Here is an 18,847-nt window from a genome sequence, read left to right on the forward strand (position 1 = left end):
TCTTAGGGGTTACTCTTTTTTGTTGTTTGCATTTTTGAGATTATGGATGGTACATCAATCCTCAATACAGATTATCTAATTCAGCGGGTGCTCACTACCTAGGTGGTAATTGGTAAACTACGCATAAAACGGAAAAGTGACGCAATTAAGCTGAGAAATGACGCAATAAAGTCGAAAACGACGCAATAAAGTCGAAAACGACGCAATTACCACGAATTCTTCAAAACACACACATCTTACCAGTCAAAACATCATTATTCGTCCTAATGAGATCACATTCACTATCTAACAAAGTGATTCTCCCACCAAACCAAAACTTCTAATCCATCATTCCAGTAACCCACACCACATCACAAATCAAACCCCCGTGGTCCAATAAATTCACACCCACTCAATGCCCCATTTCCTGTTTTCTATCCAATAATCTCACATTTACACGTTTAAAACTTTCCTAAAACAGGAAAACTTCTAAGGTTAAACTTCATAATTGCAAAGATTTAAACGCAGTTGTATAATTATAGTCAAATATAGTCAAAGTCAAAATGAGGAGGAGGTTTGATGAGGAACATATCCGACATCATTGAACGTTATTTAAAGAATGTATTAGAACTGAGTGAAAGTGAGATAGTCGAGATTAAAAGAAGCGAGATCGCTGATAAGTTTCAATGTGTTCCTTCTCAAATTAATTATGTGATCAATACCCGTTTCACGATTGAAAGAGGGTATGTAGTAGAGAGTAAACGAGGTGGCGGGGGCTATATCAGGATTATGAAAGTAAAGGCCCACGATCAAGTTCATCTTATTGACCAGCTAGTGGCACTCATTACTCAGACGATCAGCCAGAATACGGCAGCTGATATTGTTTTTCGTTTAGTAGAAGAGGATATTATTTCTGAACGGGAAGCAAAGATCATGCTGAGCGTGATGGATCGCTCGGTAATCATGGTAGATTTACCAGAACGGGATGTTTTGAGAGGAAGAATGCTCAGAGCCATGCTGGATTCTTTGAAGTACGAGTAAGTTTTGAGAGGTGAGTAGGATGATTTGTCAAGAGTGTAATGAAAGACCTGCAACCCTTCATTTTACCAAGGTGATAAATGGAGAAAAGACAGAGGTTCATTTATGTGAGCAATGCGCTCAGGATAAGGGTGAAATGTTTATGTTTGATTCTTCTTCCGGCTTCTCTGTGAACAATCTTTTGGCAGGTCTTCTTAATATAGCCCCTGCTATTAAGCAGGCAAAGGAAACGGAAATACCCAAGTCAGAGGTTTTACAGTGTGAAAAGTGTAAGATGACCTTACAGCAATTTATTAATGTAGGACGATTTGGGTGTGCACATTGTTATGAGACGTTCAAGGATGAGCTGACTCCTCTATTAAAGCGAGTTCATAGTGGAAATGTGGAGCATCACGGGAAGGTACCGGAACGTATGGGCGGGGCGATTCATGTGAAGAAAAAAATTCAGCAGCTGAAGTCAGACCTGCAAACGATGATTGCGGATGAAGAGTTTGAAAAAGCCGCAGAAATACGAGACGAAATTCGCTCCCTGGAAAAAGATATTAAAAATGACGGGGGGAGATAAAGGATGAGCCTGGAAAGGTTTTTACAAAATGCCGTTAGTTCTTGGATGAATGAAGAGGGACCGAATTCGGATATTGTTCTCAGCTCACGGGTTCGCCTTGCAAGAAACCTGACAGACTTTCGTTTCTCCACTCTTTATTCTTCTGAGGAAGCAAAAGAAATCGTGGATCGTGTGAAGGATAAACTCTCTTTATACCCGAAGAAATTAGGTGAATTAGAATTTTTACCTACAAGTGAGATTCAGCCACTCCAAAAGAGGGTATTGATGGAGAAACACCTCATTAGTCCTAACTTGGCAGAGGACACGAACTATGGGGCTGTCCTTTTATCCGGTGAAGAAGATATTAGCATAATGGTAAACGAAGAGGACCATATTCGAATACAGTGTTTATATCCAGGCTTACAATTGAAGGAAGCATTACAAAGAGCGAATCAGATTGATGACTGGTTTGAAAGCGAATTTGATTTTGCTTTTGATGAGAAAAATGGATATTTAACGACTTGTCCTACCAATGTAGGGACGGGGCTTAGAGCTTCTGTCATGATGCACCTGCCTGGTCTGGTTTTAACCCAGCAGTTGAATAGGATCATTCCTGCCATTAATCAATTAGGTCTGGTGGTAAGAGGGATTTATGGAGAAGGCAGCGAGGCGTTGGGAAACATTTTTCAGATTTCGAATCAAACGACACTAGGTAAGTCTGAGGAAGATATAGTGGAAGATTTATTGAGTGTCGTGAAACAGATCATCGATAAGGAACAATCGGCAAGGGACGCATTAGTAAAAACGTCTAACATACAATTGGAAGATAGGATATTTCGTTCACTTGGCGTTTTGGAGCACAGTCGGATCATCGAGTCCAAGGAAGCAGCGAAGTGTTTATCCGATGTCAGGCTTGGGATTGATTTAGGATACATCAAAGTCATATCTAAGAATATATTGAATGAACTAATGATTTTAACCCAACCGGGATTTTTACAACAATATTCTGGAGGTCCATTGAGACCAAATGAAAGAGATATAAGAAGGTCTTCTTTGATTAGGGAGCGAATTAAGTTAGATAAGGATACATGTGAGGAGGAAAAATAATATGATGTTTGGTCGATTTACAGAAAGAGCACAAAAGGTATTAGCGTTAGCTCAGGAAGAAGCGATTCGTTTGGCGCACAGTAATATTGGTACTGAACATATTTTATTGGGACTTGTCCGCGAGGGTGAAGGAATTGCCGCTAAAGCACTTACGGCGTTGGGACTGAGCCCTGAAAAGATTCAGAAAGAAGTGGAAGGGCTGATCGGGAAAGGAACCGAGAAATCTCAAACGATTCATTATACACCCCGAGCGAAGAAGGTGATTGAGCTCTCTATGGATGAGGCCCGTAAGCTGGGTCACTCATATGTAGGAACGGAACATATTTTATTAGGGTTGATCCGTGAAGGTGAAGGAGTGGCAGCCCGTGTACTCGGTAATCTTGGTGTCAGCTTAAATAAAGCAAGGCAGCAAGTATTGCAGTTACTTGGAAGCAATGACTCAAGCAACCACCAGGGAGGGGGCAATGCCAATGCCAATACGCCTACCCTTGATAGCTTAGCCCGGGACTTAACGGCAATTGCCCGTGAAGGAAGCCTGGATCCGGTTATCGGACGAAGCAAAGAAATTCAGCGTGTCATTGAAGTGTTAAGTCGCCGTACAAAGAATAACCCGGTGTTGATCGGTGAGCCCGGTGTAGGTAAGACAGCGATTGCTGAGGGTCTTGCACAACAGATCATTGCAAATGAAGTGCCTGAAATTCTTCGGGATAAACGGGTCATGACCCTGGATATGGGTACAGTGGTAGCCGGTACGAAATATCGCGGTGAATTCGAGGATCGATTAAAGAAAGTGATGGATGAAATTCGTCAGGCGGGTAATATCATCCTGTTTATCGATGAGCTTCATACACTAATCGGAGCAGGTGGAGCTGAAGGCGCCATCGATGCATCAAACATCTTAAAACCATCCCTTGCTCGTGGAGAGTTACAATGTATCGGTGCGACAACATTAGATGAGTACCGTAAATATATTGAAAAGGATGCTGCGCTCGAGCGTCGTTTCCAACCTATCCAAGTCAATGAGCCAACGGCAGAGGAGTCTATTCAGATCCTGAAGGGCTTACGCGATCGTTATGAAGCCCATCACCGCGTATCGATCACAGATGAAGCGATTGATGCGGCAGTGAAACTGTCTGATCGCTACATTTCAGACCGGTTCTTACCGGATAAGGCAATCGATTTAATTGATGAAGCCGGTTCAAAGGTTCGTTTGCGTTCTTATACAACGCCGCCAAACCTGAAAGAGCTTGAAGCGAAGCTGGAAGAAATCCGTAAAGAGAAGGATGCAGCTGTCCAAAGCCAAGAGTTTGAAAAAGCAGCTTCTCTAAGGGATTCGGAGCAAAAGCTTCGTGAAGAGCTGGAAGAAACGAAGAATACATGGAAAGAAAAGCAAGGTCAGGAAAATACGGAAGTGACGGTAGAAGACATTGCAAAGGTTGTATCGAACTGGACGGGAGTACCGGTATCGAAACTTGCTCAGACCGAGACGGATCGATTACTTAAGTTAGAAGAGATCCTTCATTCCAGAGTCATCGGTCAATCTGAAGCAGTCGTAGCGGTATCGAAAGCAGTCCGTCGTGCAAGAGCGGGGCTGAAAGATCCGAAGCGTCCGATTGGTTCCTTTATTTTCTTAGGACCTACAGGAGTAGGGAAAACGGAACTTGCCCGTGCATTAGCGGAATCTATGTTCGGTGACGAGGATGCCATGATCCGTATTGATATGTCTGAGTACATGGAGAAGCATTCGACTTCCCGTTTAGTAGGCTCTCCTCCAGGGTATGTAGGATATGAAGAAGGCGGTCAGTTAACAGAAAAAGTTCGCCGTAAGCCATATTCCGTCGTGCTTTTAGATGAAATCGAAAAGGCCCATCCTGATGTATTTAACATCCTCCTTCAAGTCTTGGAAGACGGTCGTCTGACAGATTCTAAAGGAAGAACGGTAGACTTTAGAAACACGGTGTTGATCATGACATCTAACGTCGGTGCCCAGTCACTTAAGAGCAACAAATATGTCGGGTTCAATATTCAAGATGGAAAGCAGGATTATAAGGATATGAAAGGCAAGGTGATGGAGGAGCTGAAACGTGCGTTCCGACCAGAGTTCCTTAACCGTATCGATGAAATTATCGTTTTCCACTCACTTGAAAAAGATCACTTGAAAGAGATTGTGACATTAATGTCAAACCAACTGACAAGTCGCTTGAAAGAGCAGGATATTCATTTAGAGCTATCTGCTGCTGCTAAAGAAAAAATAGCAGAAGAAGGATTCGATCCTGAATACGGTGCACGCCCACTGCGCCGGGCCATTCAGAAACATGTAGAGGATAAACTGTCAGAGGAGCTGTTAAGAGGCAAGGTCCTGACAGGTCAGAATATTATCATCGATGTAGAGGATAGTGAGTTTGTTGTAAAGGTAAAAGAAGAAGAAGCAGCTAATACTCCTACTTAATACAAGGTAGAAAAGAGGTACACGTTTATGTTTTTCGTGTACCTCTTTTATCATAATGGATACCTTTTAAAGGAATCCGGAAATGCTTGTCGCCTCTGAGCAAGCCACCTCCGCTTTTCTTATTGTCCAGCTCCGGTGGCTAGAGGCTCGAGGTCATAAGCCAAGTTAACCAAAAAGGCAAAAAGCGCCTTTCCGGTTAACTCGTCTTATGCTTGTCGCCTCTGAGCAAGCCACCTCCGCTTTTCTTATTGTCCAGCTCCGGTGGCTAGTCCCTCGAGGTCATAAGTAAATCTCGCCAAAAAGGCAAAGACCGCCTTTTCAACGAGCTCGACTTATGCTTGTCGGGCCTGAGCAAGCCACCTCCGCTTTTAAGGGTCCTAAATTGAATTAAATACATAAAACCGATACAATCATTTCAAATGGGATGGATATTGTCATGAAATGTAAAAAGAACAAATAGAGTAAAAGAGGAGAAGAATAGATTGGCAAAGAAAAAGACAAAGTTTGTATGTTCATCATGTGGATATGAGTCTGCTAAATGGATGGGGAAATGTCCGGGGTGTAACGAGTGGAACACGATGGTGGAAGAAGTTGAAATGACGGGGAAAAAGCCTCGGGGATCATTTATGCATTCTGAAAATAGCGGGCCCACTAAAGCAGAAAAGCTTATCTCAATCGAAACAAAGCAAGAACCAAGAGTATTGACCGAATCGAAAGAGCTGAATCGGGTGTTAGGTGGAGGGGTAGTCCCGGGTTCACTGGTGTTGATAGGTGGAGATCCCGGGATCGGTAAATCTACTTTATTGCTTCAGGTATCTTCCCAGCTGGCCGATCAAAAACAGAAGGTCCTATATATATCCGGAGAAGAATCGATCAAGCAAACAAAACTTCGTGCAGATCGATTAAGTATCAAGTCGGATGACTTATATATATTTGCGGAAACGAACCTTGAATTGATTCATCAAACGATTGAACAAATCTCACCTGATTTTGTCATAATCGACTCGATTCAAACGATTTTCCATCCAGAAGTGACGTCTGCTCCCGGCAGTGTTTCCCAAGTAAGGGAATGTACAGCTGAATTAATGAGAATCGGAAAAACAAAAGGCATCGCCATCTTCATTGTAGGGCATGTTACAAAGGAAGGGTCGATTGCCGGACCGCGTTTATTGGAACATATGGTAGATACCGTGCTGTATTTTGAAGGGGAGCGCCATCATTCATATCGTATTTTAAGAGCCGTGAAGAATCGCTTCGGTTCCACGAATGAGATGGGGATCTTTGAAATGAAGGAGCTTGGTTTGGAGGAGGTCGCAAACCCTTCCGAGATATTCCTGGAGGAGCGTTCCCAAGGTGCGGCAGGCTCAACGGTCGTTGCCTCCATGGAAGGTACAAGGCCTGTTCTGGTGGAGATACAAGCCCTTGTCACACCTACAAGCTTCAATAACCCCCGACGTATGGCAACAGGGATCGATCATAGCCGTGTTTCACTTATTATGGCCGTGTTGGAGAAGCGGGCAGGAATGCTATTGCAGCAGCAGGATGCTTATTTAAAAGTGGCAGGTGGAGTCAAACTGGATGAACCTGCGATTGATCTGGCTGTTGCCGCGAGTATTGCGTCCAGCTTCCGGGATAAAGCGTCCAGTGCTCATGATTGTATCATCGGAGAGGTCGGATTGACGGGTGAAATAAGGAGGGTGTCGAGAATTGAGCAACGTGTCCAAGAAGCGGCTAAACTAGGCTTTAGACGTGTGATTATTCCCCAAAATAACTTAAGTGGATGGCAGCCGCCTTCGGATATAGAGGTAACAGGAGTATCAAATATAAACGAAGCGCTGGCTATTATTTTAGGAGGATAAGAAATGGAAGATAAGAAGGCAAGAGAAAAGTCCATGTCGGATATATTGCAATTTGTTGCTCCAGGTGCTCCGATAAGAGATGGCATCGATAATGTGCTGAGAGCCAATACGGGGGGACTGATTGTCGTTGGCTATAATGATAAGGTGAAATCTGTACTGGATGGCGGATTTCATATCAATTGTGCTTTTTCTCCTAGCTATCTGTATGAGCTGGCCAAGATGGATGGGGCCATCATCCTGAACGAAGCGGGTACGAAGATTATTTTGGCAAACGCTCAGTTGGCTCCCGATGTGTACGTTCCGTCTACCGAAACGGGAATGAGACATCGCACGGCGGAGCGGGTTGCGAGACAAACCAATGCCCTTGTCATTGCTATTTCTCAACGTAGGAACGTGATAACGTTGTATCAAGGGAATTTCCGATATGCTTTAAAAGATATCTCTGTCATCTTAACGAAGGCGAACCAGGCGATTCAGACTTTGGAGAAGTATAAAGTGGTTCTCGATCAGAGTATCTCTAATCTATCGGTTTTGGAGTTTGAGGAGCTTGTGACACAAAGTGACTTACTGCAGGTTCTTCATCGATTCGAGATGGTTTTACGGATTAAGAATGAGTTATTAACCTATCTAAGCGAGTTGGGGGTCGAGGGCAGGCTGATCCGTTTACAAATGAATGAGCTATTGGCGGATATTGAAGATGAAGCAATGTTGATTATCAGGGATTATTCTCAAGAGAGAAATATCAAGCCGTTTGAACTTCTTTATAAATTCCAGGAGCTTGTGCATTCAGAAGTGTTAGAGGATAATGTCCTATTAAAGTTATTAGGATACCATGGATATGTTCATCATGATGATGCCATTTTCCCAAGGGGCTATCGCGTGTTGAATAAGATCCCCCGTTTACCGATTGTGATCATTGAAAATCTGATTACAAGGTTTGAAACCCTTCCTCATGTGGTGAGTGCTTCAGTAGATGATTTGGATGAAGTAGAGGGAATCGGTGAAGTGAGGGCCAGAAAGATTAAAGAGGGGCTGAAACTGATCAAGGAGCAGACTTTTGCCGATCGACAGCTATAGGTATGTGGTTCCGGAGGGCCTGATATGATACAATATAGGTTTTTTCAAAAAATTGACAGTTTGTAATGAGGCATGTTAGCCTTTCATAGAGGACTCTATTAAAATGGGATTTTTATATCAAAATGGTTTCCATTCGATTAAATTTAAAATTTTCAAGGGCTAATACGTTTCAAAAATAGTAAATTGTTTATAATGAATAGGAGGAGGTGAGGGAATGTTAAAAAGAATCGTTCAAGCGTGCTTCCTTATCGTCGGGGGGACACTAGGGATATTTCTGCTTCCCGAATTATTTACCGTCATAAATTTATCAGACATTCCTTTAATTAATAACCCTTATATGACTGCTATATTTGGTGCCATTATATTTTATATTCTTACGTTTTGGGCAGTCGAGTATGTTGTCAATTTCGTCAAGTGGTTTGAAGATAGTTTAGTAAAAGCTCCAGTAACGGATCTGTTATTTGGTAGTTTAGGTCTTATTATCGGTCTTTTTGTTGCGTATTTGTTTGGGATTCCTTTCAATCAAATGGAGATTCCGATTGTCAACACAGTGGTTCCGATTCTGTTAACGTTGCTTCTTGGATATTTAGGATTTCAGGTCGGCTTTAAGAAGAGGGATGAGCTTGTCAGTCTTTTCGGTACGTCAAATAGGGGTAAGAAAAAAGGGACTGACGAAGATTCTGATGAACCAGGTGTGAAAACCCTTAAGATATTGGATACGAGTGTGATTATCGATGGTCGTATCGCTGATATCTGTCAAACTGGATTCTTAGAAGGAATTGTCGTGATTCCACAGTTTGTGCTGGAGGAGCTTCAGCATATTGCGGATTCTTCAGACGTGTTAAAACGAAATCGTGGACGTCGCGGGCTTGATATCCTGAATCGTATTCAAAAGGAGCTGCCTGTAGAGGTTCAGATTTATGAAGGTGACTTTGAGGAAATTCAGGAAGTTGATTCAAAGCTTGTGAAATTAGCGAAACTTACGAATGGGATCGTTGTAACGAATGATTTCAACTTGAATAAAGTTTGCGATCTTCAAGGTGTACAAGTATTAAATATCAATGACTTGGCAAACGCCGTTAAGCCAGTTGTATTACCTGGGGAAGAATTGAAGGTTCAGGTAATCAAAGACGGTAAAGAACATAATCAAGGGATTGCCTATCTCGATGATGGTACGATGATCGTCGTTGAAGAGGGACGCAATTATATCGGCAAGTACATCGATGTACTTGTAACGTCTGTTCTTCAAACATCTGCCGGTCGAATGATCTTTGCGAAGCCGAAGCAATTAGAAAAAGCTTTATAAGTAATCTTTGCCCTGACTCTATTGATTCAGTGAGGTATAATAAATAGTATTACTCGAGTTAAAGGAGTTATCGTATGGAATATGAAGTTGTCATTCCGGCTGCGGGGCAAGGGAAACGAATGAAAGCTGGCAAGAATAAACTGCTCCTTGAGCTGAATAGCTGTCCAGTCATTATTCATACACTGCGTGTGTTTGAAGAAGACTCCCATTGTCAGGGTATCTATTTAGCGATTCATCCATCTGAACGAGATGTGTTTAAGAGTTTGCTTGAACGCTTCGGCATTACGAAGGTTGTTAAGCTTGTAGATGGCGGGGAAGAAAGACAGCATAGTGTATACAATGCATTGCTTGAGGTTGGTCATGAAATTGTCCTTGTACACGACGGGGCAAGACCATTTATTAAAGAATCCACGATTCACCAATTAGTAGAAAAAACTCAATCAACAGGAGCCTCCATTGCCGCTGTTCCTGTTAAAGATACAATCAAAAAAGTGCTGGATGGAGAAGTCGAGGAAACGATTGAACGCTCAAGCTTGTGGATGGTTCAAACTCCACAAGCTTTTCGTGTTTCATTGTTGAAAAGAGCACACAGCGAAGCGGAGCAAGATGCTTTCCTCGGAACAGACGATGCTTCTCTAGTAGAAAGAATGGATGTTGAGGTTGCTGTTGTGGAGAGTGATTATGACAATATTAAACTGACAACACCTGAGGACTTATATTTTGCTGAGGCCATTTTGAAGAAGCAAGAGGAAATGAGTGGAGGAGACAAACATGTTTAGGATCGGACAAGGATTTGATGTTCATCAATTAGTGGAAAATAGACCTCTTATTATGGGAGGTATAACGATACCATATGAAAAAGGCTTATTAGGCCATTCAGATGCAGATGTATTATTACATGCTGTAGCGGATGCATGTTTGGGGGCTATTGCTGCAGGGGATATCGGCAAGCATTTTCCAGACACAGATCCTGAGTTCAAGGATGCAGATTCAGCAAAGCTTCTCGAGCATGTATGGGCCCTTGTGAAAGAGGAAGGCTATGAATTAGGCAATATCGATTGCACGATCATTGCTCAGAAACCAAAGATGGCTCCTTATATCGATGAAATGAGACAAAGCATCGCAACGTTATTAGAGGCGGATATTTCCCAAGTGAACGTGAAAGCCACAACCTCAGAGAAGCTTGGTTTTACCGGAAGAGGCGAAGGGATCGCATCGCAAACAACCGTGTTGATCAAAAAGAAGTAAGGGGACAAATTCGCTTTATTCCCTTACATAACGGTGTTAAAATAGGTCAGAGACTTTAAAACAGAATACAAAGAGGAGGAAATCAAATGACAAAAGAAGTACGCGTCCGTTATGCCCCGAGTCCAACGGGCCATTTACATATAGGTAATGCAAGAACCGCTTTATTTAATTACTTATACGCCCGCAGTGTAGGTGGAAAGTTCATCATCCGTATTGAAGACACGGATAAGAAACGTAATATTGAAGGCGGAGAAGAAAGTCAGCTTAAATATCTTCAATGGCTTGGAATCGATTGGGACGAAAGCACAGATAAGCCTGGTGACTATGGCCCTTATCGCCAATCAGAGCGTAACCATATATATGAGCAGTATTTAAGTGAGCTGTTAGAAAGCGGACAAGCTTATAAATGCTACTGTACGGAAGAAGAGCTGGAAGCGGAACGTGAAGCTCAATCAGCATCAGGCCAAATGCCCCGATATTCCGGTAAATGCCGTAACCTGACAAAAGAAGATCAAGAAAGATTAGCTGCAGAAGGGCGTCAACCAAGCATTCGATTCCGAGTGCCTGCAGGGAAAGTATATTCTTTCAATGATATCGTAAAAGAAGATGTGGCATTTGAATCAGACGGAATCGGTGACTTTGTCATTGCGAAAAAAGACGGTACACCAACATATAACTTTGCCGTTGCAGTAGATGATTATCTGATGAAAATTTCCCACGTTCTACGTGGAGAAGATCATATTTCCAATACACCGAAGCAATTGATGATCTTTGAAGCTCTTGGATGGGAAGCACCTGTTTACGGGCATATGACTTTGATCGTTAATGAAAGCCGCAAGAAGCTGAGTAAGCGTGATGAAAGCATCATTCAGTTCATCGAGCAATATGAAGCATTAGGCTATTTACCGGAAGCTCTATTCAACTTCATCGCCCTACTCGGCTGGTCTCCAAAAGGAGAAGAAGAGATATTTTCTAAAGATGAGTTTATTGAAATCTTTGATCCCGCACGTTTATCTACTTCTTCTGCCCTGTTTGATAACCAGAAGCTAACATGGATGAACAATCAGTACATGAAGAATTTAGAATTAGAGCAAGTGGTGGAGTTATCCCTTCCTCACTTAATCAGTGCTGGTAAAGTAGAAGAGAATATGTCTGACGAGCAGCGTGAATGGGCGAGTCGCGTCATTTCTTTATACCAGGAGCAAATGAGCTTCGGTGCTGAAATCGTGGAGCTGTCTGAAATGTTCTTCAAGACGGACCTCGAATATGATGAGGATGCAAAAGCGGTACTGGAAGAAGAGCAGGTTCCTGAAGTTCTTCAAGCCTTCTTAAATGAAATAGAAGCTCTTGAAAATTATGAAGCAGCAGAAATTAAATCGTCCATTAAAGCGGTCCAAAAGTCTACGGGACATAAAGGCAAGAAGCTGTTCATGCCGATCCGTGTAGCCGTCACTGGTCAGACTCATGGTCCTGAATTACCGAATGCAATCGAGCTTTTAGGGAAAGATACAGTTAAACATCGTCTGCAAAGTCTTTTAGGTTAACATTTTGGATGTTATGTAATATAGTAAGAGTATCACACTAAATGATATCGCGTTGATGAGGAGAAGTAAGAAAAGGATGCTTAGAAGAGAGAACCATCACCGGCTGAAAGTGGTTTAAGCCCCTCCGATTCTGAAATGCACCTCAGAGCCCGTTACTGAAATATAGTAGGTAAAGGCGGCTTCCTACCGTTAACAGGATTCGAGTTGGAGAAGGAGTTATCTTCTCAATCAGAGTGGAACCGCGCTGCCTATGCGTCTCTGTCATTATATTGACAGGGGCGTTTTTTTTATTGTCTGACCAAGCCGCCTGCGCTTTGGTTTATCCAGCTCCAGCGGCTAGAGGCTCGAGGTCATAAGTCAATCCCACCAAAAAGGCAAAGAACGCCTTTCCGGTGGGCTAGCCTTATGCTTGTCGCCTCTGACCAAGCCGCCTGCGCTTTGGTTTTTTAAATGAAGGGGGGATAAGATGTTTAAGTCGTTTAAGGAAGATATAGAGGTCGTGTTTGATCAGGATCCGGCTGCGAGGAATTATGTGGAGGTCATCCTCACGTATTCGGGTCTTCATGCCATTTGGGCGCATCGTATTGCTCATGCATTTTTTAAACGTAAATTCTTTTTTATTGCACGGGTCATTTCACAGGTCAGCCGCTTCTTTACAGGAGTGGAGATTCACCCCGGTGCTAAGATCGGCCGTCGTTTTTTCATCGATCATGGTATGGGTGTGGTGATTGGTGAGACGTGTGAAATCGGAGATAATGTCACGCTCTTCCAAGGGGTCACCCTCGGTGGAACCGGGAAAGAAAAAGGGAAGCGTCACCCGACGATCCAGGATAATGCGCTGATTGCTACAGGTGCGAAAGTATTAGGATCCATCGTAGTTGGGGAAAATTCTAAGGTAGGGGCAGGGTCCGTTGTCCTAAAAGATGTTCCTCCCAACTCAACCGTAGTCGGTATCCCGGGGAAGGTGGTCATTCAAGACGGAGTGAAGATACAGAAGGACCTGAATCACTGTGATCTCCCGGATCCGATGAACGACCGCATGAAGCAACTGGAAAAAGAAGTGAATGAGTTAAAATCATTATTAAGGGAATATGAGGGAAGGAGTCGATCATATTGACGATTCGTTTATATAACACACTGACAAGGCAAAAAGAGGAATTCATACCCCTGGAAGAGGGTAAAGTCAAAATGTATGTGTGCGGGCCGACGGTTTATAACTATATTCATATAGGAAACGCCCGCCCTGCCATTGTCTTCGATACGGTGAGACGCTATTTGGAATACAGGGGCTATGATGTTCATTTTGTCTCTAACTTCACAGATGTGGATGATAAATTAATTAGAGCGGCAAAGGAACTTGGAGTGGATGTTCCGACTGTTGCCCAGCGCTTTATTGAAGCTTATTTTGAAGATACGGGAGCGCTTGGCTGTAAGAAAGCGGATGTTCATCCGACTGTAACAGACAATATTGATACCATCATTGATTTTATTTCGGCTCTTGTTGAAAAAGGGTATGCGTATGAATCTCAAGGGGACGTTTATTATCGTACAAGAAAATTTGATGGCTACGGTAAACTGTCTCATCAGCCGATCGATGAGCTTAAAGCAGGGGCCCGCATTGATGTAGGGGACAAAAAAGAAGATGCTCTTGATTTCGTATTATGGAAAGCAGCGAAAGAAGGGGAAATATCGTGGGAAAGTCCCTGGGGAGAAGGTCGTCCCGGCTGGCATATTGAATGCTCCGCCATGGCAAGACGCTATTTGGGGGAGACCATTGACATTCACGCTGGAGGGCAGGATCTAACATTCCCTCACCATGAGAATGAAATCGCTCAGTCAGAAGCACTTACTGGTAAGCCATTTGCAAAGTACTGGATGCACAATGGATATATTAATATCGATAATGAGAAAATGTCTAAATCACTGGGGAATTTTGTATTGGTTCACGACATTATTAAAGAACAAGATCCACAGGTGCTTCGTTTCTTTATGTTATCTGTCCATTACCGTCATCCGATCAACTACAATTTAGAGCTTCTTCAAAACGCAGAAGCTGCTTTAGATCGTATTAAGACAGCTTATGAGAATTTGAAGCACCGCAAAGAATCCAGTACGGACTTAACGAAGAACAACCAGGAATGGCTGGACAAAATTGCTGAGTTAAAAGCGCAGTTCATTACGGAAATGGATGATGATTTTAATACAGCCAACGGAATTTCCGTCTTATTCGAATTATCAAGGCAAGCCAATTATTATTTAATGGAAAAGAATACGTCCACAGAAGTGATTGATACGTTCTTACACCGATTCGAGGATTTCTTCTCTGTCCTCGGACTAAGCCTCCGGGAAGCGGAACTATTGGATGAAGAAGTGGAAGAATTGATCGAAAGACGAATCCAGGCACGTAAAGATCGCAACTTCCAATTAGCCGATGAAATTCGTGAAACGTTAAAAGGGATGAATATCATCTTGGAAGATACTCCTCAAGGCACCCGCTGGAAAAGAGGGTCTTAATGCTGTATGAGATAAATGAACAAATTGATGCGAAACAGATCAATGCACTTGCACTGGCTTATATGGGGGATGCTGTATATGAAACATATGTACGGCAGCTCCTCTTAACGAAAGGAAAGATCAAACCGAATCAGCTGCACAGAGCGGCGACTAAGTATGTGTCTGCTAAAGCCCAAGCGGCCATTCTCAGAACGTTGTTCGATCAGGAGCTTTTAACAGAAGAAGAGATATCGATCGTAAAGCGCGGCCGCAACGCAAAATCAGGGACAACTCCAAAAAACACAGATGTACAAACGTATAAACACAGCACTGCTTTTGAGGCTCTGATTGGATATTTGTTCTTACTTAATCGAACTGAGCGATTAGAGGAACTATTGAAGATTATTTTTGAACAAGCCCAGGCAGGAAAGGAGGAGCAGGGATGAGTAAAGATTTTATCGGGGGTAGAAATCCCGTTATGGAAGCATTGAAGTCAGGAAGGGATATCAATAAGATTTGGATCGCAGAAGGTTCTCAGAAAGGGTCCATCCAGCAAATTGTCGGACTTGCAAAGGAATCGAATGTGATGGTTCAATACGTTCCCAAGAAGAAGATTGAACAGATGGTACCTGAAAATCATCAAGGGGTCGTGGCTTCTGTAGCTGCTTACCAGTATGCAGAAATCGATGACTTGTTTCATAGAGCCAAGCAAAAAGGAGAAGACCCTTTTATTCTTATCCTTGATGAATTAGAGGATCCGCATAACCTTGGTTCGATCATGAGAACAGCGGATGCGGCAGGTGCCCATGGAATCATTATTCCGAAGAGGAGAGCAGTGGGACTTACGTCAACAGTAGCCAAAGCCTCCACCGGTGCCATTGAGCACATCCCCGTCGCACGTGTAACGAATCTGTCGAGAGCGGTAGATGAGTTGAAAGAGCGTGGCGTATGGGTGGCGGGTACGGATGCGAAAGGAAAGCAGGACTTCCGCCAATTGGATGGTACCCTGCCTATCGGTTTAATCATCGGAAGCGAAGGAAAAGGGATGAGCCGTATACTCAGAGACAAATGTGATTTCCTTGTTCAGTTGCCAATGATCGGTCATGTAACATCATTAAACGCTTCGGTGGCAGCTAGTATTTTAATGTATGAGGTTTATCGAAAACGCCACCCGCTGGGAGAATAGCGGAGATGGACATTCTCCTTGTGGATGGCTATAACATAATAGGTGCCTGGTCGGAGCTGAATGAATTGAAACATAAAGATTTAGCCGCAGCGAGAGACCGCCTTGTAGAACAAATGGCAGAATATCAAGGATATACTGGCTACCGCGTGATTGTCGTGTTTGATGCTTATTACGTTCAGGGAATTGCCCGTAAATATAAAAATTATAAGGTAGAGGTCATTTTCACGAAAGAAAATGAAACAGCGGATGAACGAATTGAAAAATTAGCGATTGAGTTAAGTAATATTAAAACACAAATCCATGTAGCCACTTCTGATTTTACCGAGCAGTGGGCAATCTTTGGCCAGGGAGCCCTTCGTAAATCAGCTAGGGAGCTGCATACAGAAGTAAAAGTCATCGAAAAAAAGATCGAAAGAAAAGTGCGGAATTCAAGTGATAAAAGGCCGGCTTCCAAAATCCAATTGTCAGATGAAGTTGCTGAAATTTTCGAAAAATGGCGCCGTGGGGAACAATGAGAGGTTGACGATTGAATTTTCTGTAATGTATAATATTTCTATCTATTGTTTTGCGCGGGGGGATGTGTGTGAGCAATATCACCAGGACAGAAGCATTTGATAATCGATTAGAAGGCATGGATGATGAAGAGATAATAGAAGCCGTCCATCAGGGTCACAGCGAAGCGCTAGACTTTTTGATCAGGAAATATCGTAACTTTGTAAGAGCAAAAGCCCGCTCGTATTTTTTGATTGGAGCCGATAAGGAAGATATCGTCCAGGAGGGTATGATTGGATTATACAAGGCGATACGTGATTATAAGGAGGACAAGCTCACTTCTTTTAAAGCGTTTGCAGAGCTATGTATCACGAGACAAATCATTACAGCCATTAAGACAGCCACCAGACAGAAGCATATACCGCTCAACTCATATGTTTCATTGGATAAACCTATTTATGACGACGAGTCTGACCGAACGCTCTTAGATGTTATTTCAGGTGCGAAAGTAATGGATCCGGAAGCGCTGATTATCAATCGTGAGGAATTCGATAATATGGAAGACAAGATGGCCCAGTTATTAAGTGATCTTGAGAGGAAAGTACTGGCTCTCTATTTGGATGGTCAATCTTATCAGGAGATCTCCGAAGAACTGAACCGCCATGTGAAATCCATCGACAATGCCTTGCAGCGAGTGAAAAGAAAGCTCGAACGATACTTGGAAGTTCGCGAAATAACGATGTAAAGTCATATTGACACAAATTGGTGGTCGTGTTATTTTTGTTAGGACTTACTATGGATAGTACAGGTGGAATATATGACTACTAAATTAATACTTGCTTGTACGGTGTGTGGTTCCAGGAATTATAGTGTACCGGGTAATCGTAATCAAGCAGTTCGATTAGAATTAAAGAAATTCTGTAATACATGTAATGCTCACACCCTACACAAAGAAACAAAATAGTGAAGCACCAAGTCTTGCGTATTGATATTAGTTGGAGGTTACAAACGGATGTTTAAATTCTTTCGCAATGTTGCATCGGAAATGAGAAAGGTCAGCTGGCCTAAACGTAAAGAGTTAACACGCTATACGATTACGGTTATTACGACGGTAGTATTTGTTGCCCTATTCTTTGCCGTCATTGACCTGGGAATCTCAGAACTTATGCGATTGATCATTGGTTCTAAGTAAGAGAAACATAGAATTAGTTGTATATATACCGTGAAATCATGGTATAATGAATGTTAATAGAGTACATGACCTTAGAGCCCGTTATCTTTTTACGGGTTTTTTCATTTGGAGAAAAAAGGCGGATTAGTATTCTTAAATAGCGAGGAGGGACGGACGTTTAGTCCTATTAAATGGAGAAAAATTGGTATGTAGTCCATACTTATTCAGGATATGAGAACAAGGTTAAAGCAAACCTTGAGAAACGTGTTGAATCGATGGGGATGCAAGACAAAATCTTCCGCGTGATCGTACCTGAAGAAGAAGAGACGGATTTCAAGAACGGTAAGAAAAAAGTCGTTAAGAAGAAGGTATTCCCTGGTTATGTGATCGTGGAAATCGTCATGACGGATGATTCCTGGTATGTTGTTCGTAACACGCCTGGGGTTACCGGGTTTGTCGGTTCATCAGGTTCCGGTTCAAAGCCTACTCCGTTATTACCCGAAGAAGTGACAAATCTTCTGAAGCAAATGGGTATGACAGAGAAAAAGGTAGAGATCGACTTTGAATTGGGAGAAACGGTAAAGGTGAACGAAGGTCCGTTTGCGAACTTTACTGGATCGATTGAAGAGATAGATAATGCGAAAGCAAAAGTGAAAGTTCATGTTAATATGTTTGGCAGAGATACCCCGGTAGAACTGGATTTCTCCCAAATTGATAAATTATAATGGAAAAGAACTTGAAATCATTCTGAAAAAATGGTACTATTTCATAAGTCAGTGCGTCTCCACTAAAGAGATACTGAAACTAATAGACGTTCTTTATGTTGATAAAGACATTTTTTACATGAGTGGGAGGGTGAAAAACCCAATAACCACATCACGGACTTAAGGAGGTGTGTCTCGTGGCTAAAAAAGTTATTAAAATGGTTAAATTGCAGATTCCTGCCGGTAAAGCTAATCCAGCTCCACCAGTTGGTCCTGCACTAGGTCAAGCAGGTGTTAACATCATGGGATTCTGTAAGGAATTCAATGCTCGTACAGCAGATCAAGCTGGCTTAATCATTCCTGTTGAAATCACGGTATTTGAAGACCGTTCATTTACATTCATCACAAAAACTCCACCCGCTGCTGTTCTTCTTAAGAAAGCTGCTGGTATCGAGTCTGGTTCAGGCGAACCAAACAGCAAGAAAGTGGCAACACTTAAACGCGACAAAGTACGTGAAATTGCTGAAACAAAAATGCCTGACTTAAATGCAGCTAGTGTTGAATCAGCTATGCGCATGGTAGAAGGAACTGCGCGCAGCATGGGTATCGTCATCGAAGACTAATCCCTGCTTCGGCAAAAAGGTTCCTGT

20 protein-coding genes and 1 other annotated feature are annotated in these 18,847 nt (G+C 42.6%); all 20 genes read left to right on the top strand.

The window, feature by feature from the left end; all coding sequences use genetic code 11:
- Window positions 1–558: 558 nt before the first annotated feature.
- The 20 genes from TV75_RS19645 to rplK all read left to right on the top strand — a co-directional run bounded on the left by TV75_RS19645 (window position 559) and on the right by rplK (window position 18,820).
- Complete coding sequence (locus TV75_RS19645; RefSeq protein WP_044340497.1) at window positions 559–1,020, top strand: CtsR family transcriptional regulator; 462 nt, start codon at window positions 559–561, stop codon at window positions 1,018–1,020.
- A gap of 19 nt (window positions 1,021–1,039) precedes the next feature.
- On the top strand, window positions 1,040–1,582 hold the full coding sequence (locus tag TV75_RS19650) for a UvrB/UvrC motif-containing protein (protein ID WP_044340498.1): 543 nt from the start codon (window positions 1,040–1,042) through the stop codon (window positions 1,580–1,582).
- 3 nt (window positions 1,583–1,585) lie between these two features.
- Window positions 1,586–2,668, top strand: a complete 1,083-nt coding sequence (locus TV75_RS19655; RefSeq protein ID WP_044340499.1) for a protein arginine kinase — start codon at window positions 1,586–1,588, stop codon at window positions 2,666–2,668.
- Between the two features lies 1 nt (window position 2,669).
- Window positions 2,670–5,117 (top strand): ATP-dependent protease ATP-binding subunit ClpC, encoded by a 2,448-nt coding sequence (clpC, locus tag TV75_RS19660; protein WP_044340500.1) that lies wholly within the window; start codon window positions 2,670–2,672, stop codon window positions 5,115–5,117.
- A 482-nt stretch (window positions 5,118–5,599) separates the two neighbouring features.
- A complete protein-coding gene (gene radA / locus TV75_RS19665; RefSeq protein WP_044340501.1) occupies window positions 5,600–6,976 on the top strand; it encodes a DNA repair protein RadA in 1,377 nt (458 codons plus the stop codon).
- A gap of 3 nt (window positions 6,977–6,979) precedes the next feature.
- A complete protein-coding gene (gene disA / locus TV75_RS19670; RefSeq protein WP_044340502.1) occupies window positions 6,980–8,053 on the top strand; it encodes a DNA integrity scanning diadenylate cyclase DisA in 1,074 nt (357 codons plus the stop codon).
- Between the two features lie 214 nt (window positions 8,054–8,267).
- Window positions 8,268–9,359, top strand: coding sequence for a PIN/TRAM domain-containing protein (locus TV75_RS19675; RefSeq protein ID WP_044340503.1), 1,092 nt, complete (start codon window positions 8,268–8,270; stop codon window positions 9,357–9,359).
- Between the two features lie 74 nt (window positions 9,360–9,433).
- A complete protein-coding gene (gene ispD / locus TV75_RS19680; protein WP_044340504.1) occupies window positions 9,434–10,138 on the top strand; it encodes a 2-C-methyl-D-erythritol 4-phosphate cytidylyltransferase in 705 nt (234 codons plus the stop codon).
- Window positions 10,131–10,607: a 2-C-methyl-D-erythritol 2,4-cyclodiphosphate synthase gene (gene ispF, locus TV75_RS19685; RefSeq protein ID WP_044340505.1), complete on the top strand. Its 477-nt coding sequence runs from the start codon at window positions 10,131–10,133 to the stop codon at window positions 10,605–10,607. Before ispD ends, ispF begins: the two co-directional genes overlap by 8 nt.
- Window positions 10,608–10,693: 86 nt before the next feature.
- A complete protein-coding gene (gene gltX, locus TV75_RS19690) occupies window positions 10,694–12,151 on the top strand; it encodes a glutamate--tRNA ligase (protein WP_044340506.1) in 1,458 nt (485 codons plus the stop codon).
- A 43-nt stretch (window positions 12,152–12,194) separates the two neighbouring features.
- Window positions 12,195–12,414: a binding site (T-box leader), on the top strand.
- Between the two features lie 203 nt (window positions 12,415–12,617).
- Window positions 12,618–13,268 (top strand): serine O-acetyltransferase, encoded by a 651-nt coding sequence (gene cysE, locus TV75_RS19695; protein WP_044340507.1) that lies wholly within the window; start codon window positions 12,618–12,620, stop codon window positions 13,266–13,268.
- Entirely contained in the window at window positions 13,265–14,665 is a 1,401-nt protein-coding gene (cysS, locus tag TV75_RS19700; RefSeq protein ID WP_044340508.1) for a cysteine--tRNA ligase, read from the top strand. Before cysE ends, cysS begins: the two co-directional genes overlap by 4 nt.
- Window positions 14,665–15,090 carry a Mini-ribonuclease 3 gene (locus tag TV75_RS19705; RefSeq protein WP_044340509.1) on the top strand — a complete coding sequence of 142 codons (426 nt, stop codon included), beginning with the start codon at window positions 14,665–14,667 and terminating at the stop codon, window positions 15,088–15,090. Before cysS ends, TV75_RS19705 begins: the two co-directional genes overlap by 1 nt.
- Entirely contained in the window at window positions 15,087–15,830 is a 744-nt protein-coding gene (gene rlmB, locus TV75_RS19710) for a 23S rRNA (guanosine(2251)-2'-O)-methyltransferase RlmB (protein WP_044340510.1), read from the top strand. The genes TV75_RS19705 and rlmB overlap by 4 nt, the downstream gene beginning before the upstream one ends.
- 5 nt (window positions 15,831–15,835) lie before the next feature.
- A complete protein-coding gene (locus tag TV75_RS19715) occupies window positions 15,836–16,345 on the top strand; it encodes an NYN domain-containing protein (RefSeq protein ID WP_044340511.1) in 510 nt (169 codons plus the stop codon).
- Window positions 16,346–16,422: 77 nt separating this feature from the next.
- Complete coding sequence (gene sigH, locus TV75_RS19720; RefSeq protein ID WP_374056919.1) at window positions 16,423–17,067, top strand: RNA polymerase sporulation sigma factor SigH; 645 nt, start codon at window positions 16,423–16,425, stop codon at window positions 17,065–17,067.
- 72 nt (window positions 17,068–17,139) lie between these two features.
- Complete coding sequence (gene rpmG / locus TV75_RS21655; protein WP_079534455.1) at window positions 17,140–17,286, top strand: 50S ribosomal protein L33; 147 nt, start codon at window positions 17,140–17,142, stop codon at window positions 17,284–17,286.
- 48 nt (window positions 17,287–17,334) lie between these two features.
- Entirely contained in the window at window positions 17,335–17,514 is a 180-nt protein-coding gene (gene secE / locus TV75_RS19725) for a preprotein translocase subunit SecE (RefSeq protein ID WP_044340513.1), read from the top strand.
- Between the two features lie 170 nt (window positions 17,515–17,684).
- The gene (gene nusG / locus TV75_RS19730; RefSeq protein ID WP_044340514.1) at window positions 17,685–18,218 is read left to right on the top strand and encodes a transcription termination/antitermination protein NusG; all 534 of its coding nucleotides are present in this window, start codon (window positions 17,685–17,687) and stop codon (window positions 18,216–18,218) included.
- Between the two features lie 176 nt (window positions 18,219–18,394).
- Complete coding sequence (gene rplK / locus TV75_RS19735) at window positions 18,395–18,820, top strand: 50S ribosomal protein L11 (RefSeq protein ID WP_032085258.1); 426 nt, start codon at window positions 18,395–18,397, stop codon at window positions 18,818–18,820.
- The last annotated feature ends 27 nt before the right edge of the window (window positions 18,821–18,847 follow it).

Origin of the sequence: Rossellomorea aquimaris (assembly GCF_000935355.1) — a bacterium.
In the GTDB taxonomy this organism is placed as follows: Bacteria; Bacillota; Bacilli; order Bacillales; family Bacillaceae_B; genus Rossellomorea; species Rossellomorea aquimaris_B.

Coding starts and splice junctions, on each gene's coding strand:
- TV75_RS19645 (WP_044340497.1), top strand. CDS start 559: ATGAGGAACATATCCGACATCATTGAACGTTATTTAAAGAATGTATTA.
- TV75_RS19650 (WP_044340498.1), top strand. CDS start 1,040: ATGATTTGTCAAGAGTGTAATGAAAGACCTGCAACCCTTCATTTTACC.
- TV75_RS19655 (WP_044340499.1), top strand. CDS start 1,586: ATGAGCCTGGAAAGGTTTTTACAAAATGCCGTTAGTTCTTGGATGAAT.
- clpC (WP_044340500.1), top strand. CDS start 2,670: ATGATGTTTGGTCGATTTACAGAAAGAGCACAAAAGGTATTAGCGTTA.
- disA (WP_044340502.1), top strand. CDS start 6,980: ATGGAAGATAAGAAGGCAAGAGAAAAGTCCATGTCGGATATATTGCAA.
- TV75_RS19675 (WP_044340503.1), top strand. CDS start 8,268: ATGTTAAAAAGAATCGTTCAAGCGTGCTTCCTTATCGTCGGGGGGACA.
- ispD (WP_044340504.1), top strand. CDS start 9,434: ATGGAATATGAAGTTGTCATTCCGGCTGCGGGGCAAGGGAAACGAATG.
- ispF (WP_044340505.1), top strand. CDS start 10,131: ATGTTTAGGATCGGACAAGGATTTGATGTTCATCAATTAGTGGAAAAT.
- gltX (WP_044340506.1), top strand. CDS start 10,694: ATGACAAAAGAAGTACGCGTCCGTTATGCCCCGAGTCCAACGGGCCAT.
- cysE (WP_044340507.1), top strand. CDS start 12,618: ATGTTTAAGTCGTTTAAGGAAGATATAGAGGTCGTGTTTGATCAGGAT.
- TV75_RS19705 (WP_044340509.1), top strand. CDS start 14,665: ATGCTGTATGAGATAAATGAACAAATTGATGCGAAACAGATCAATGCA.
- rlmB (WP_044340510.1), top strand. CDS start 15,087: ATGAGTAAAGATTTTATCGGGGGTAGAAATCCCGTTATGGAAGCATTG.
- TV75_RS19715 (WP_044340511.1), top strand. CDS start 15,836: ATGGACATTCTCCTTGTGGATGGCTATAACATAATAGGTGCCTGGTCG.
- rpmG (WP_079534455.1), top strand. CDS start 17,140: ATGACTACTAAATTAATACTTGCTTGTACGGTGTGTGGTTCCAGGAAT.
- secE (WP_044340513.1), top strand. CDS start 17,335: ATGTTTAAATTCTTTCGCAATGTTGCATCGGAAATGAGAAAGGTCAGC.
- nusG (WP_044340514.1), top strand. CDS start 17,685: ATGGAGAAAAATTGGTATGTAGTCCATACTTATTCAGGATATGAGAAC.